At 68.5% G+C, this 14,373-nt stretch carries 18 protein-coding genes; 3 read left to right on the top strand and 15 right to left on the bottom strand.

The genetic code is table 11. From position 1 onward, the window contains the following. Positions 1 to 57 precede the first annotated feature (57 nt). Entirely contained in the window at positions 58 to 390 is a 333-nt protein-coding gene (locus AB0M02_RS03595) for a hypothetical protein (RefSeq protein ID WP_364220807.1), read from the top strand. On the opposite strand, the gene murA is transcribed toward AB0M02_RS03595, so the two are convergent. After that, on the bottom strand, positions 387 to 1,676 hold the full coding sequence (gene murA / locus AB0M02_RS03590) for a UDP-N-acetylglucosamine 1-carboxyvinyltransferase (protein ID WP_364220804.1): 1,290 nt from the start codon (positions 1,674 to 1,676) through the stop codon (positions 387 to 389). The genes AB0M02_RS03595 and murA overlap by 4 nt on opposite strands. A 42-nt stretch (positions 1,677 to 1,718) precedes the next feature. Here murA and AB0M02_RS03585 point away from each other — a divergent pair, with 42 nt between their 5' ends. After that, the gene (locus AB0M02_RS03585; protein WP_364220801.1) at positions 1,719 to 2,297 is read left to right on the top strand and encodes a cob(I)yrinic acid a,c-diamide adenosyltransferase; all 579 of its coding nucleotides are present in this window, start codon (positions 1,719 to 1,721) and stop codon (positions 2,295 to 2,297) included. After that, positions 2,270 to 2,680, top strand: coding sequence for a VOC family protein (locus AB0M02_RS03580; RefSeq protein WP_364220798.1), 411 nt, complete (start codon positions 2,270 to 2,272; stop codon positions 2,678 to 2,680). Before AB0M02_RS03585 ends, AB0M02_RS03580 begins: the two co-directional genes overlap by 28 nt. Here the strand turns inward: AB0M02_RS03580 and AB0M02_RS03575 are convergent. The 14 genes from AB0M02_RS03575 to glyA all read right to left on the bottom strand — a co-directional run bounded on the left by AB0M02_RS03575 (position 2,669) and on the right by glyA (position 14,294). Then, positions 2,669 to 3,460 carry a PhzF family phenazine biosynthesis protein gene (locus tag AB0M02_RS03575; protein WP_364220795.1) on the bottom strand — a complete coding sequence of 264 codons (792 nt, stop codon included), beginning with the start codon at positions 3,458 to 3,460 and terminating at the stop codon, positions 2,669 to 2,671. The two genes, AB0M02_RS03580 and AB0M02_RS03575, sit on opposite strands and share 12 nt — an antisense overlap. After that, a complete protein-coding gene (locus AB0M02_RS03570; protein WP_364220792.1) occupies positions 3,461 to 3,928 on the bottom strand; it encodes a DUF2550 domain-containing protein in 468 nt (155 codons plus the stop codon). An 8-nt stretch (positions 3,929 to 3,936) separates the two neighbouring features. Continuing rightward, positions 3,937 to 4,218, bottom strand: coding sequence for a F0F1 ATP synthase subunit epsilon (locus AB0M02_RS03565; protein ID WP_196413689.1), 282 nt, complete (start codon positions 4,216 to 4,218; stop codon positions 3,937 to 3,939). A gap of 44 nt (positions 4,219 to 4,262) precedes the next feature. Further along, positions 4,263 to 5,318 carry an LCP family protein gene (locus AB0M02_RS03560; RefSeq protein WP_364222526.1) on the bottom strand — a complete coding sequence of 352 codons (1,056 nt, stop codon included), beginning with the start codon at positions 5,316 to 5,318 and terminating at the stop codon, positions 4,263 to 4,265. Between the two features lie 229 nt (positions 5,319 to 5,547). After that, positions 5,548 to 6,993, bottom strand: coding sequence for a F0F1 ATP synthase subunit beta (gene atpD, locus AB0M02_RS03555; RefSeq protein ID WP_364220789.1), 1,446 nt, complete (start codon positions 6,991 to 6,993; stop codon positions 5,548 to 5,550). Beyond that, positions 6,990 to 7,922: a F0F1 ATP synthase subunit gamma gene (locus AB0M02_RS03550; RefSeq protein ID WP_364220786.1), complete on the bottom strand. Its 933-nt coding sequence runs from the start codon at positions 7,920 to 7,922 to the stop codon at positions 6,990 to 6,992. The genes atpD and AB0M02_RS03550 overlap by 4 nt, the downstream gene beginning before the upstream one ends. Before the next feature lie 2 nt (positions 7,923 to 7,924). Then, a complete protein-coding gene (atpA, locus tag AB0M02_RS03545; RefSeq protein ID WP_364220783.1) occupies positions 7,925 to 9,496 on the bottom strand; it encodes a F0F1 ATP synthase subunit alpha in 1,572 nt (523 codons plus the stop codon). Between the two features lie 76 nt (positions 9,497 to 9,572). After that, complete coding sequence (locus AB0M02_RS03540; RefSeq protein ID WP_364220780.1) at positions 9,573 to 10,394, bottom strand: F0F1 ATP synthase subunit delta; 822 nt, start codon at positions 10,392 to 10,394, stop codon at positions 9,573 to 9,575. Continuing rightward, on the bottom strand, positions 10,394 to 10,945 hold the full coding sequence (locus AB0M02_RS03535) for a F0F1 ATP synthase subunit B (protein WP_364220777.1): 552 nt from the start codon (positions 10,943 to 10,945) through the stop codon (positions 10,394 to 10,396). The genes AB0M02_RS03540 and AB0M02_RS03535 overlap by 1 nt, the downstream gene beginning before the upstream one ends. A 26-nt stretch (positions 10,946 to 10,971) precedes the next feature. Beyond that, the gene (locus AB0M02_RS03530; RefSeq protein WP_364220774.1) at positions 10,972 to 11,202 is read right to left on the bottom strand and encodes an ATP synthase F0 subunit C; all 231 of its coding nucleotides are present in this window, start codon (positions 11,200 to 11,202) and stop codon (positions 10,972 to 10,974) included. Between the two features lie 81 nt (positions 11,203 to 11,283). Then, positions 11,284 to 12,072 carry a F0F1 ATP synthase subunit A gene (gene atpB, locus AB0M02_RS03525; protein ID WP_364220772.1) on the bottom strand — a complete coding sequence of 263 codons (789 nt, stop codon included), beginning with the start codon at positions 12,070 to 12,072 and terminating at the stop codon, positions 11,284 to 11,286. A gap of 15 nt (positions 12,073 to 12,087) precedes the next feature. Beyond that, positions 12,088 to 12,324, bottom strand: coding sequence for a hypothetical protein (locus AB0M02_RS03520; protein ID WP_364220769.1), 237 nt, complete (start codon positions 12,322 to 12,324; stop codon positions 12,088 to 12,090). Between the two features lie 210 nt (positions 12,325 to 12,534). Further along, positions 12,535 to 13,008 (bottom strand): hypothetical protein, encoded by a 474-nt coding sequence (locus AB0M02_RS03515; RefSeq protein ID WP_364220766.1) that lies wholly within the window; start codon positions 13,006 to 13,008, stop codon positions 12,535 to 12,537. Further along, positions 13,005 to 14,294: a serine hydroxymethyltransferase gene (gene glyA / locus AB0M02_RS03510; protein WP_364220763.1), complete on the bottom strand. Its 1,290-nt coding sequence runs from the start codon at positions 14,292 to 14,294 to the stop codon at positions 13,005 to 13,007. The genes AB0M02_RS03515 and glyA overlap by 4 nt, the downstream gene beginning before the upstream one ends. Positions 14,295 to 14,373 lie beyond the last annotated feature (79 nt).

Below are 14,373 nucleotides of genomic sequence, written 5' to 3'. Positions count from 1 at the left end.
GTTCCCGATCGGGGCAAATCCGGGGAAATCAGCCCTGCGCGGTGCCACACTGTGCCCATGGCCACGAGCGACGGCTGGTATCTCATCGGACCGTTGATCGCCGTCGGACTGGTCGGTTTTCTCGGCGCGGTGTTCTGGCGCATGGGACTGCAACCCACCGGCCCGGGCGGCGGGGACACCGATCGCCTGACGATCTTCAAAGAGAACGAGGACTACGGCCTGCTCTGGCCGGCCGCCGTCACCGACGACGCCGAGGTGGCCGACGAGATCCGGCGGCTCCTCGGCGACGCGGGCATCAGAGCCACCACCGCTGTCCGGCGCGACGGCCGGGTCAGCGTCCTGGTCTTCTGCGAAGAGGTGGAAGAGGCCCGCAGGCTGGTCTCCAGCTAGAAGTCGAAGGTCGGCTCCGGCACGTCGGTCCGTTCCACCTCGACGCCCAGCCGGGACAGGTCCGCGACGAAGTCCGGGTAGCCGCGGTCGATGTGGTGAACCTCACCGACCTCGGTCACGCCGTCCGCGCAGAGACCGGCGATGACCAGGCCGGCGCCGGCCCGGATGTCGGTGGCGCGCACCGGGGCGCCGGAGAGCCGCTCCCGGCCGTTCACCACGGCGTGGTGCCCGTCGGTACGGATGTCAGCGCCCAGCCGCACCATCTCGTTCACGAACATGAACCGTCCGTCGAAGATGTTCTCGGTGATCAGCGAGGAGCCCTCGGCGACGGCGGCCAGGCCGATCGCCATCGGCAGCAGGTCGGTGGCGAAACCGGGGTACGGCAGCGTGACGATGTCGACGTGCCGGGGGCGTTCGGTCATGCGTACCCGGAACTCGTTGTCGCCCGGCTCGACCGTCGCACCCGCGGTGACCAGCTTGTCCAGGGCGATGTCCAGGAACTCCGGCCGGACGCCGCGCACGGTCACGTCACCACGGGTCATCACCGCGGCGTACGCCCACGTGCCACCGACGATCCGGTCACCGACCGTGGTGTGCCGGACCGGCTTGAGCGGCCCGTCCACACCCTCGACGGTCAGCGTCGAGGTCCCGGCGCCGTCGATCCGGGCGCCCATCGAGTTGAGCATCTCGCAGATGTCGACGATCTCCGGCTCGCGTGCCGCGTTGTCGATCTCCGTGACGCCCTTGGCCAGCACCGCCGCCATCAGCAGGTTCTCGGTGGCGCCGACGCTCGGGAAGTCCAGCCAGATCTTCGAACCGCGCAGCCCGGCCGGTGCCGAGGCGATCACGAAGCCGTGCTCGTTGGTGATCTCCGCACCCATCCGGGCCAGCCCGGAGACGTGCATGTCCAGTCCGCGGGAGCCGATCATGTCGCCGCCCGGCAGCGCCACCCGGACGAACCCACGGCGGGCCAGCAGCGGGCCGAGCACGCAGATCGACGCGCGCAGCCGCCGCACCAGGTCGTAGTCGGCCTCGGCGCCCGGCTCCAGCGGCACGTCGATGACCGCCTCACCGCCGTCGAGGCTCACGTCGCAGCCGAGCCGGCGCAGCACCTCGGCCATGATGGCTATGTCGGTGATCCGCGGGACGTTCGACACCACGCTGCGTCCCTCGGCCAGCAGCGCGACCGCCATCAGCTTGAGCGCCGAGTTCTTCGCTCCGCCGACCTCGACGTCGCCGGCGAGGCGCGCCCCGCCCTTCACCCTGATCACATCCACGCGGGCCATGGTATGGGCCCGGACCCACTCCCGCTCCGTAGGGTGGGGCGCATGGCTGTGCATCTCACCCGTATCTACACCCGTACCGGCGACGCCGGGCAGACCCGTCTGGTCAACAACGAGGTGGCGCCGAAGACGGCACCACGCATCGCCGCCTACGCGGACGCCGACGAGTGCAACGCCGCGCTGGGTGCCGCGCTCGCGCTGGGCGCTCTTCCCGAGGACGTACGCGTGGTGCTCGCCGCCATCCAGAACGACCTCTTCGACGTCGGCGCCGACCTGGGCAACCCGCTCTCCGAGGAGCCGCCGGAATACCCGCCGCTGCGTGTCACCGAGGAGTACGTGACCCGGCTCGAGGGCTGGTGCGACGAGTACAACGAACGGCTCGCCCCGCTGGACAGTTTCATCCTTCCGGGCGGAACCCCGGGCGCGGCCCTGCTGCATGTGGCGCGCACGGTGGCGCGACGCGCGGAGCGTTCGGCGTGGGCTCTTTACGACCAAGAGCCATCGCGTACGGGTGTGATGCCCGCGAAGTACCTCAACCGCCTCTCCGACCTGCTGTTCATCCTGTCGCGCGTGGCCAACCCGGACGGTGACGTGAAATGGGTCCCGGGCCGCACCCAGAAGTGACCGGCGGCCTGCACCATGTCGAACTGTGGGTGCCCGACCTGACCGGCGCGCTCGGCCCGTGGGGCTGGCTGCTCGGTGAGCTGGGCTGGGCACCCTTTCAGGACTGGCCGGGCGGCCGGTCCTTCCGGCACGGCGACGGCGTCTACCTGGTCCTGGAGCAGTCCCCCGCGCTCTCCGGCCCGGCACACGACCGCCTCGCGCCCGGCCTGAACCACCTGGCCTTCACGGTGACCCGTTCCGAGGTGGACCGGCTGTGGGCCACGGCGCCCGCACACGGCTGGTCGCCGCTGTTCGCCGACCGTCACCCGCACGCGGGCGGCCCGGACGGCTACGCCGCCTACCTCGAGGACGCCTGGGGTTACGAGGTGGAGCTAAGCGTGTAGCTCGCCGTCGATGACCGTGACGGCGTGGCCGCTCAGGTGGGTGCGCTCGCCGTGCAGGGCCACCCGGACCAGCCCGCCGCGCGGTGACGCCTGGTAACCGGTGAGAACGTCGCGGCCCAGGCGCTCCGCCCAGAACGGCGTGAGCGCGGTGTGCGCGCTGCCGGTGACCGGGTCCTCGTCGACGCCGACCGCGGGGCCGAAGAACCGGGAGACGAAGTCATAGCCGGCGCCCGGGTCCGCGGCGGCGGTGACGATGACGCCGCGGCGGGAGAGCGGGACGAGCGCGCGCAGGTCCGGGACGAGCGACCGGACCGTCTTCTCGTCGGCCACCTCGACGAGCAGGTCGTCGGTGTTCGGGCCGGTGTGGTGGACGGTTTCGATCTTGGCTTGAAGGGCATTGGCCAGCGCCGGAGCCGCCTCGAGGCGGCTCAGCTGCGCCGTCGGGAAGTCCAGGGTGATCGTGCCGTCCGGGCCGGGGGACGCGGTCAGCACGCCGCTGCGGGTGCTGAAGCGGATCGGGCCCTCGACGCCGGTCTCCCGCAGCACGTGAGCGCTCGCCAGCGTGGCGTGCCCGCAGAGGGCGACCTCGACGGCCGGGGTGAACCAGCGGAGCGCCCAGCCGTCCTCGGCGGGGTGCAGGAAGGCCGTCTCGGCGTGGTTCACCTCGGCGGCCACCCGCTGCATCCAGGTGTCGTCCGGAAAGGCCTCCAGCAGCACCACACCGGCGGGAGCGCCGGAGAAGGGCCGGTCGGTGAAGGCGTCGACGACGCGGATCCGCATTTACGGCTCGATCGGGCGGGAGCCGAACGCGGGGCGGCTCTGAAGGGTGCCGGGATCGCGCGGCGGGCCGGCCTCCAGCCAGGACAGGAACCCGGTGACCGTGGTCTCCGCCATGGCGATCTCGAGCTGCACCCCGGCGGTCTCGCAGCGCAGGATCACCCAGTGGCCGGGCATGGTGAGCCGCTCCGGGCCGGCCGGGAGGCGGCGCTCCCGCAGGGTGAGGGTCCGCCGGTCGAGCACCCGCTTGGGGCGGATCGCCAGGCTGAACATCCGGTGGAAGCGGAGCTCGTCGCCGATGAACTGGCCGAGCCCCGGCGACCAGCCGCGACCGGGAACCATCGTGCTGATCCGGACCTGGACCTTGATGGTGCCGCCGCCGAGCATCAGGAGCCGGCGGCGGAAGAAGACCGCGAAGAGAAGCGCGAGCAGCGCGACGACGCAGATTCCGGCGATCTCCAGAACCCGCATCGCCGGTGTCAGTGAGACTCGGGCGTGGCGGGCGTGGCGCTCTCGGCGAGAACCGTCACACCGTTCGCGTCGATCGAGAGGAAGCCGCCGGCCACGTCGTAGGTCAGCTGCTCACCACCGGCGAGCTTGACCCTGACCTGAGAGGGCTCCTTGAGCAGGCCGAGCAGCGGCGAGTGGCCGGGGAGGACACCGATCTCACCCTCGGTCGTCCGCGCCACGAGCATCTCCGCCTCGCCGGACCAGACCTTCTCCTCGACGGCGACGACTTCGACGTGCAGCTGGTTGGCCACGCTGTCTCCCTTTACGCTGCTGAACCGAACGGGTGAAGTCTAATTCAGCTGTTCTTGCTCACGTACTCCGGGTGGTCGAGAAGGAACGGCCCGATCCGATCCTCTCGGACGGCCTGGAAGAACTCGTCCACGTCCGGCCCCAGCTGCTCGCCCAGGTACTTGCCGTTCTCGACGAGAGCCCCACCGGGCAGCTTGATCAGCGTCATGTCGTCGGTGTTGACGCCGCGCAGAGCCAGACCCCAGTCCAGCACGCTGTGACCCTCGCCGAAGAAGGTCAGCGAGTCACCCGCCGCGTCCAGCACCTTCAGCAACGTCTTCGGGTCGGTCACCACGTCCTTGCTCATCGCCTGCTTGGCCATCGCCTTGACGAACTGCTGCTGGTGCCGCTGACGGTCGTAGTCGCCGTTGGGCAGGCCGTAGCGCTGGCGGACGTAGTCGAGGGCCTCCCACGCCTTGAGGTGGTAGGTGCCCTTCTTGTACGTCTTCTGCGGCCCGATGTACGGGTGGTCGCAGCCGTTGTCGGCGCACTCCGGCCGCTTCGGGCGGGCCTTGCCGTTCGGCTGCAGGTGCTCGGACTTGACGTTCTGGTCGATCGTCATGGTGACGCCGCCCATCGCCTCGACGATCTTCTTGAAGCCGCCGAAGTTGATGATCGCCCCGGCGTCGAACTCCTTGATGCCGGTCAGGTTGCTCACCGTCTTGGCGAGCAGCGTGAAGCCCTGCTTGACGTCGTGCTTGCCGTTGCCGACCGAGCTGCCGAACGACATCGCCGAGTTGATCTTTCGGCTGGCGCCGTTGAATCCGGTCTTCGGGAAAGCCGGGATCTGCACGTACAGGTCCCGCGGGATGGAGAACAGGTAGACCTGGTCCATGGAGGCCGGCACGTGGGCCACGATGATCGAGTCGGAGAGCGGGGCGGTCTTGGTGTCGCGCGGGTCGATGCCGGCGAGCAGGATGTTGACCGGGCCCTTGATGTCCGCGGCCGCCTTGGTGGCGCCGTTCGCCGGGTCACCGAGGATGGTGCTGCCCGCGTCCACCGCACCGGTGTACTTCGCGATCAGCGTCTGGCCGGTCACCAGCACGCCGCCGCTGGTCAGCATCAGAACAGCACCGAAACCGGCGCTGAGCCGAGCCCACCACGGCGCGCGGCGCTTGAAAGATTTAGCCACCCGATCCCCAATGAGAAGTCGCCGGACCCTGCCAACGAGGCGCAAGCATACCCAAGGTCACGTAGGCAACCGGCAGCTCGGTTCAACCCATTACGTAGCGAAAAGGGAGCCGTACCGGCTGTGCGCCGATACGACTCCCTGTCACGATGCCGGGGCTGGCTCAGCCCTTCATCAGCTCGTGTGCGTTCTTCTCCAGGTCCTCGAGACCACCGCACATGAAGAAGGCCTGCTCCGGGTAGTTGTCGTACTCACCCTCGGCGATCTTCTTGAACGCCTCGATGGTCTCCTTCAGCGGGACCGTCGAGCCGGGAACACCGGTGAACTGCTCCGCCGCGTAGGTGTTCTGCGACAGGAACCGCTCGATGCGGCGCGCCCGCTGCACCGTGACCTTGTCCTCCTCGGAGAGCTCGTCCATACCGAGGATGGCGATGATGTCCTGCAGGTCCTTGTACTTCTGCAGGATCCGCTGGACCTCACGGGCGACCGTGTAGTGCTCGGCACCGACGAACTCCGGCGCCAGGATCCGCGAGCTGGAGGCCAGCGGGTCCACGGCCGGGTAGATGCCCTTGTCCGAGATCGACCGCTCGAGGTTGGTGGTCGCGTCCAGGTGGGCGAAGGTGGTGGCCGGCGCCGGGTCGGTGTAGTCGTCGGCGGGCACGTAGATCGCCTGCAGCGAGGTGATCGCCTTGCCCCGGACCGACGTGATCCGCTCCTGCAGCTCGCCCATCTCGTCCGCGAGGGTGGGCTGGTAACCCACGGCGGACGGCATACGGCCGAGCAGGGTGGAGACCTCGGAACCGGCCTGGGTGAACCGGAAGATGTTGTCGATGAAGAGCAGCACCTCCTGGTTCTGAACGTCCCGGAAGTACTCCGCCATGGTCAGAGCGGTCAGGGCGACCCGCAGACGGGTGCCCGGCGGCTCGTCCATCTGGCCGAAGACCAGGGCGGTCTTGTCGAGAACGCCACCCTCGTCCATCTCCAGGATGAGGTCGTTGCCCTCACGGGTGCGCTCGCCGACGCCGGCGAACACCGAGGTGCCACCGAAGTTACGGGCGACCCGGATGATCATCTCCTGGATGAGCACGGTCTTGCCCACGCCCGCGCCACCGAACAGGCCGATCTTGCCACCACGCACGTACGGCGCGAGCAGGTCGAGCACCTTGATGCCGGTCTCCAGCATCTCGGTCTTCGGCTCGAGGTCCGCGAACGCCGGGGGCTTACGGTGGATGGCCCAGCGCTCCTGGATGTCCAGCGTCGACGGGTCGACGTTGAGCACCTCGCCGAGGGCGTTGAACACGTGGCCCTTGGTCACGTCACCGACCGGCACCGAGATCGGCGCGCCGGTGTCGGCAACCTCGGCACCGCGGACCAGGCCGTCGGTCGGCTGCATCGAGATCGCTCGGAGCAGGTTGTCGCCCAGGTGCTGGGCGACCTCCATGGTCAGCTTCTTGCTGCCGCCGGAGAGGGTGACCTCAACGTGCAGCGCGTTGAAGATCGCGGGCATGGCGTCACGGGGAAACTCGACGTCGACGACCGGGCCGATGACCCGGACGACGCGGCCGACAGCGGTCTCCGCCTTGGTGGGCTCAGCTACAGCAGTCATCACACATCACTTCCCGCCGCGGCAAGCGCGTTGGCGCCGCCGACGATCTCACTGATTTCCTGGGTGATCGCAGCCTGCCGCGCGGAGTTCATCTCGCGCGTGTACCGCTTGAGCAGATCGTCGGCGTTGTCCGACGCGCTCTTCATCGCCCGCCGGCGCGAGGCCGACTCGCTGGCCGCCGAGTCCAGCAACGCCGCGTAGATGCGGGTGTTGAGGTACTTCGGGAGCAGCGCATCGAGCAACTCGTCGGCGTCCGGCTCGAACTCGTACGCCGCGCGCAGCTCGGACTTGTTCTCGTCCTCCCGCACGTCGACCTGCACGGGCGCGAGCGGCTTGGCGTTGGCGCTCTGCGTCATCAGGGACTTGAACTCGGTGCTCACGATGTGCAGCTCGTCCACACCCACGATGTTCTCCGGGCCGAACTCGCCGTCCGTCTCCGAACCCGCCGCGAATGCCTCGATCAACGCGTCACCGATGCGCTTGGCGTCAGCGAACGACGGGCGCTCGGAGAAACCGGTCCAGCTGGCGGCGACCGGCCGGCCACGGAACCGGTAGTAGCCGACACCCTTGCGGCCGACGATGTACAGCGCCACGTCCTTGCCCTCCGAGCGCAGCCGAGCGATCAGCTGCTCGGCGACGCGGATGGCGTTGGCGTTGTAGGCGCCGGCCAGGCCCCGGTCACTGGTGATCAGCAGGACACCCGCCCGCTGGACGCGCTCACGCGCGACCAGCAGCGGGTTGTCGACCGAAGCGTTGCTCGCCAGCGCGCTCAGGACCTTGGCGATCGCCTCCGAGTAGGGCCGGGACGCGTTCACCCGCTCCTGCGCCTTGGCAATCCGGCTGGTGGCGACCAGCTCCTGCGCCTTGGCGATCTTCTTGGTCGACTTGACGGTGCGGATGCGCCGCCGCAGCGCCTGTACCTGACCGGCCATGACTAGCTACCGCTTTCGCTGGTCTCGGTCGCGCCGCCCTGGAAGACCTTCTTGAACTCGACGACGCCCGACTTCAGGCTTTCGACGTTGTCGTCGCTCAGCAGGTTCGTCGACTCGATCGAGGTGTAGACGTCGCTGCGGTTGCGCTTGACCCACTCGAGGAACTCGCCCTCGAAGCGGCGCACCTCGCTGACCGGCACGTCGTCCAGCTGGCCGGTGGTGCCGGCCCAGATCACGATGACCTGGTCGACCACCGAGTACGGCGAGTACTGCGGCTGCTTGAGCAGCTCGACCAGACGGACGCCCTTCTCCAGCTGCGCCCGCGACGCCTTGTCCAGGTCGGAGGCGAAGGCCGAGAAGGCCTCCAGCTCACGGAACTGGGCCAGGTCGAGGCGGAGCCGGCCGGAGACCGAGCGCATAGCCTTGACCTGCGCCGAACCGCCGACCCGGGAGACCGAGGTGCCGACGTTGATGGCCGGGCGAACACCCGACGCGAACAGGTCGGTCTCGAGGAAGATCTGACCGTCGGTGATCGAGATCACGTTGGTCGGGATGAAGGCGGAGATGTCGTTGGCCTTGGTCTCGATGATCGGCAGACCGGTCATCGAGCCGCCACCCAGCTCGTCGGAGAGCTTGGCGCAGCGCTCCAGCAGGCGGGAGTGCAGGTAGAAGACGTCACCCGGGTACGCCTCGCGGCCCGGCGGGCGGCGCAGCAGCAGCGACACGGCACGGTAGGCCTCGGCCTGCTTCGTCAGGTCGTCGAAGACGATCAGGACGTGCTTGCCGTTGTACATCCAGTGCTGCCCGATGGAGGAGCCGGTGTACGGGGCGATGTACTTGAAGCCGGCCGGGTCGGACGCGGGCGCCGCCACGATGGTCGTGTACTGCAGCGCGCCCTGCGCCTCCAGGGTGCCCCGGATGCTGGCGACGGTCGACGCCTTCTGGCCGATCGCCACGTAGATGCAGCGGACCTGCTTCTCCGGGTCGCCGGAGTCCCAGTTGGCCTTCTGGTTGATGATCGTGTCGATCGCGACCGTGGTCTTGCCGGTCTTGCGGTCGCCGATGATCAGCTGGCGCTGGCCCCGGCCGATCGGCGTCATGGCGTCGATCGCCTTGATGCCGGTCTGCAGCGGCTGCTTCACCGGCTGGCGCGCCATCACGTTCGGCGCCTGGAGCTCGAGCTCACGGAAGCCCTCGTTGGCGATCTCGCCGAGGCCGTCGATCGGCTGGCCCAGCGCGTCGACCACGCGGCCCAGGAAGGCATCGCCGACCGGGACCGAGAGGACTCGGCCGGTGCGCTTGACCGGCTGGCCCTCCTCGATGTTCGCGTAGTCGCCCAGGATCACGGCGCCGATCTCGCGGACGTCGAGGTTCGACGCGACACCCAGGGTGCCGTCGGCGAATTCCAGAAGCTCGTTCGCCATCGTCGAGGGCAGGCCCTCGACGTGCGCGATGCCGTCGCCCGCATCGGAGACGATGCCGACCTCCTCGCGGGAGACCTCGGGCGTGTAGGACGAGACGTAGCGCTCTAGCGCCCCCCGGATCTCGTCCGAGGAGATGGTCAGCTCGGCCATCCTCTGCCTTCTCTGTCTAGCTCGGGACGTCACCGCCGCCGAGGGGGCTTCTCGATAAGGAATCGAGGGGAAAGGACTATTTAGCGAACGCCTGCTTGGCTGCGTTCAGCCGGCGCAGGATCGTGCCGTCGTAGAGGTCGGAGCCCACGCGGACGCTGACACCGCCGATGATCGCGGGGTCGACGCCCACCTTCAGCGAGACCTCACGACCGTAGATCGCGGCCAGCTTCGCGGCCAGGGCCTGCTCCTCGGCGTCGGTGAGCGCCTTGGCCACCGTCACGTACGCCACCTCGCGGTCCCGTTTCGCGGCGGTCAACTCGACCAGCCTGTTCAGCGAGCCCTCGAAGCCACGTCCGCCGAAACCCTCGAGCGCCAGCTCGACGAAACGGCCCGTCGTCACATGAACCTTGCCCTTGAGCAGATCCTGGACCAGCTTAACGCGGCGCTCCAGCGGAGCACCGGGGTCACTGAGGGTGACGGCCAGGAGCTGGTCGCCGGCAACGATCTGGCTGAACCGGAACAGCTCGTCCTCAACGTCGCCGAGTTTGCCGTCCTTGGCGGCCGAGGCCAGCAGGGCGTCCACACCCAGCTGTTCGGTCGCGTCGAGCAGCTCGCTCGGCCTGGAGAGCCGGCCGTTCACCAGGGCGGCCAGCACGTTCACCGTCGCCTCGGAGACCTTGCCGGACAGCAGTTCCTTGATCAGGCCGGCGCGGTCCGAGCCGGTCCGGGACGGGTTGGTCAGCTGCCGGCGCAGCCGGGGCTGGGCCCGCAGCAGCCCGGCCACCGACAGGATCTCGTCGGCGACCGTGGCCAACTGCGGGGCCGTTGCCGTCGCGGTGCTCGAGGCGAGCTGCTCCGACGCGTCGCCGTAGGCCGCGCGGCTCACGCCCGAAGCCATCAGCGCCGCCCGGCCGAGTCGAGGTCGTTGATGAACCGCTCGACCGTGCCGCGGGTGCGGGCCTCGTCGGCCAGCGCCTCACCGACGATCTTGCTCGCCAGGTCGACCGCCAGCGTGCCGACCTCGGAGCGGAGTTCCCGGACGATCGACGCGCGCTGAGCGACGAGCTGCTCGTTGCCGGCCGCGATGATGCGGTCCGACTCCTCGCGAGCCTTCGCCAGCACGTCCTGCCGGATGCCCTCGGCGTCGGCCCGGGCCTCGTCGCGGATGCGCGCGGCCTCGGTACGAGCCTCGGCGAGCTGCGCCTTGTACTGCTCGAGCAGCTCGTTCGCTTCGGCCTGAGCGGCCTCGGCACGCTTGATGCCACCCTCGATCGCGTCCACCCGCGCCTGGAACGTCTTCTCCATCTGCGGGAAGACGAACTTGATCAGCACGAAGCAGAGCACCGCGAAGGCGATCGAGCCGACCACGATCTCCTGCCAGACAGGAATGATCGGGTTGTGCTCGGTGGCGCCCTCTTCCGCGGCGGCTGCCAGATAGTGAGTGATCATGTGAACCTCCTAGTCGAGGTTGAAGATCAGAGCTGGCCCTGCCAGATGAAGCCGAAGGCGATGCCCAGCAGGGCGAGCGCCTCGATGACGGCGAAGCCGATCCAGACGTACGGCAGGGTCAGGCGAGACGACTCCGGCTGACGCGCGGTCGACTGGATGTACGCCGAGAAGACCAGACCGACACCGATGCCCGGGCCGATGGCGGCGAGGCCGTAGCCGATGGCGGCGGTGCTACCAACAACGTCGGCGACAATCATTCTCAGTTCCTCCTGGTATCTCGCGTGGCTGTCACGCGGGACGACAAACGGGGTGTTACTAGGTTCGGGGTACTCAACTACTCAGTGCTCGTCGGCGAGCGCGCCCTGGACGTAGCTCGCGGTCAGCACGGTGAAGACGTAAGCCTGCAGGCAGATCACCAGGAACTCGAGCAGGGTCAGCGCGATGGTGAGGCCCCAGGACAGCACCGAGAACGGCGCGAAGGCCGCGTTGGCACCGATCATCGCGAAACCGCCGAGCGTGAACACCAGCAGCAGCATGTGGCCCGCGAACATGTTGGCGAAGAGACGAACCGCCAGCGAGAAGGGGCGGACCAGGAAGGTCGAGAAGAACTCGATCGGGACGAGCAGCGGCAGGATGAACCAGGGCGCCGGCGGCTTCAAAGCGTGCATGAAGTACTTGCCGAAACCGTGGTGCCGGATGCCGACCCAGATGAACAACACGTAACTGATCACCGCGAGGACCGCCGGGAAGGCGATGTGCGACATCGGGGAGATCTGTACGAGGGGCACGATGCCCCAGAAGTTGTTCAGCAGAATGAAGCAGAAAAGCGTCGTCAGGTACGGCGCGAACCGAACTCCGGCCGGGCCGATCATGTCGACGGCGATGTTGTTGCGCACGAAGCCGTAGACGCTTTCCGCGATCCACTGCTTCTTGGTGGGCACCAGCTGCGGCTTCCGGTACGAGGCCAGGAAGAACACGATGATGAGCGCGACGGCCAGCCAGACCAACAGCGTGATCTTGGTGAACCAGTAGTTGTCGTGCTCACCCCACGGCAGGATGCTGGGCAGGTAGAAGTCCTCGACGCTGGGCGGGAATGCCGCCGCGAGGACCGTCGACTGACCGATCACCGTAGCCCTTTCCTGTCAGGCGCCGAGCCGGCGCACGATGAGGTACACACCGCCGCCGACACCGAGGACGGAGCCGATTCCGGCGAAGATGCCCTTGGTCCCGACGAAGTGGTCGACCAGCCAACCGATTCCGCCCCAGACCAAAATCCCCGCGATGAGGTACGACAACGCGACCATGCCCACACCCGAATCGGGAGGCAGGTTGGAACCGTCGTCACCGCGGGATTTGTCGGGAGGTTTCTGGCCGGTCATGACGGCCCGAACGATATCAGCAGGAAACACGAAGCTAAGCGGGACCCCCCGCACAACCGAGGTTGTCCAGGCGTCAGGGGTCTCGCAACTGGAAGGACACGGTACTCCTGTCACGCCAAAACGGAACACGGCGCGAGGGAAGAGGTCACCAGATCGTGGCTCCTTGACCGACTTCATCCCCCTTGAGCAGGGCAAACAGAGTGCTTCAGATCACTTTTTGACAGTGCGGCCATAGATCCACCAGGCCTGCGCGCCGGTCCAGACCATCACACCGGCCACGATGCCGAGTCCCAGCGCGGTTCGTCCGGGCCAGTCCGTGGAAACACCATAGGCCAGGATTACGCCCAGCAATGCGTATTTAACGGCATATGTCATCAGCGCGAGGGGCATCAACAACGCCGGCCGGACCGTGTCCGCCCAGGCGATGACCAGGGTGGACATCGAGTAGCTGACGGTCACGATGAGCACACCCGCAGCGGAACCGAGCGCGGCATCCGTCCCGCCGGTGAAGAACCCCACAGACGCGGCACAGGTGAGCAGGGCGAAGCAGACCGCGGAGATCAGCGGCAGGTGCTCGACCCGCCAGCGCGGGTCGGCCGGCAGCGGAGGCAGATCCGGCAGCGGGCCCTCGTCCTCGTCCAGGTCCGGGCCGTGCTCGGCCGCCACCACTTCCCCACGACTCACGCCATGACCTCCTGCTCCGTGTAGAACGGAAAACGCCGCACCAGCTCCGACACCTCTTCGCCCGTCTCGGCGAGCCAGTCCGCACCGGCTGCCGTCGCCGGATCGCTGCGCACCGCCACCCCGATCAGGCCCGCGATCTGCCGCATCTCGCCCTCCCGCATGCCCTGCGAGGTGACGCTCGGCGTGCCGACCCGGATCCCGGAGGCCACGGCGGGCTTCTCGGGGTCGAACGGGATCGCGTTCTTGTTGAGCGCGATCCCGGCCTGGGCGCAGCGCGCCTCCGCCTCGTGGCCCCGGACACCCAGATCGCTCAGGTCGAGCACGGCCAGGTGGTTGTCGGTGCCTCCGGTGACGGGGCGCATGCCCTCGGCGACCAGCCCCGCGGCCAGTGCCCGGGCGTTGCGGACCGTCTGCTGAGCGTACCCCCGGAACTCAGGGGTGCCCGCCTCGCGGAGGGCGACCGCCTTCGCCGCCACGGCGTGCATCATCGGGCCGCCCTGCGCGAAGGGGAAGACAGCCTTGTCGATGCGCTGCGCCAGGTCCGCACGGCAGAGAATCATGCCGCCCCGCGGTCCGCGCAGTGCCTTGTGGGTGGTGCAGGTCACGACGTCCGCGTACGGCACCGGCGACGGGACGGCCCGGCCGGCCACCAGACCGATGAAGTGCGCCGCGTCCACCATGAGATAGGCGCCGGCCTCGTCGGCGATCTCGCGGAACCGGGCGAAGTCGATCAGCCGCGGGTAGGAGGTCGCCCCGCAGATGATCAGCTTGGGCCGGTGAGCCAGTGCCAGATCGCGTACCTCGTCGTAGTCGATCTCCTCGGTGTCCGGCGTGACGCGATAGGCGATCGGGTGGAACCACTTGCCGGAGAAGTTGGCCTTGCTGCCGTGGGTGAGGTGCCCGCCGTACGGCAGGCCCATCGCCAGCACCGGGTCACCCGGTTCGGCCAGCGCCGCGTACGCCGCCAGGTTCGCCGAGGCGCCGGAGTGCGGCTGGACGTTCGCGTGGTCGGCGCTGAACAGGTCCTTGGCCCGCGCGACGGCGAGTTCCTCGGCCCGGTCCACCTGGGCGCAGCCGCCGTAGTAGCGGTGACCCGGATAGCCCTCCGCGTACTTGTTCGCCAGAGTCGAGCCGAGCGCCGCCAGCACTCCCGGCGACATGAAGCTCTCGCTCGCGATCAGCTGGAGGGTGTCCCGCTGCCGGGCGACCTCGTCGACGAGCACAGCCGCGATCTCCGGATCGTCGCGCTCCAGCGCGCCGAAGTCCGGCCCCCAGAAGGTGCCCACCCCTGGCCTCCCGACATCGAGAACCCGCCGGACCTGAGCATATGGCTTGGAATCGCGGTTCGCGGGCACAGTCTCTACT

The sequence above is a fragment of the Actinoplanes sp. NPDC051861 genome, assembly GCF_040681145.1.
Lineage (GTDB): Bacteria > Actinomycetota > Actinomycetes > Mycobacteriales > Micromonosporaceae > Actinoplanes.
The sequence above is the reverse complement of the archived record's forward strand: the minus strand, read 5'-3'. Positions and strand labels throughout refer to the sequence as shown.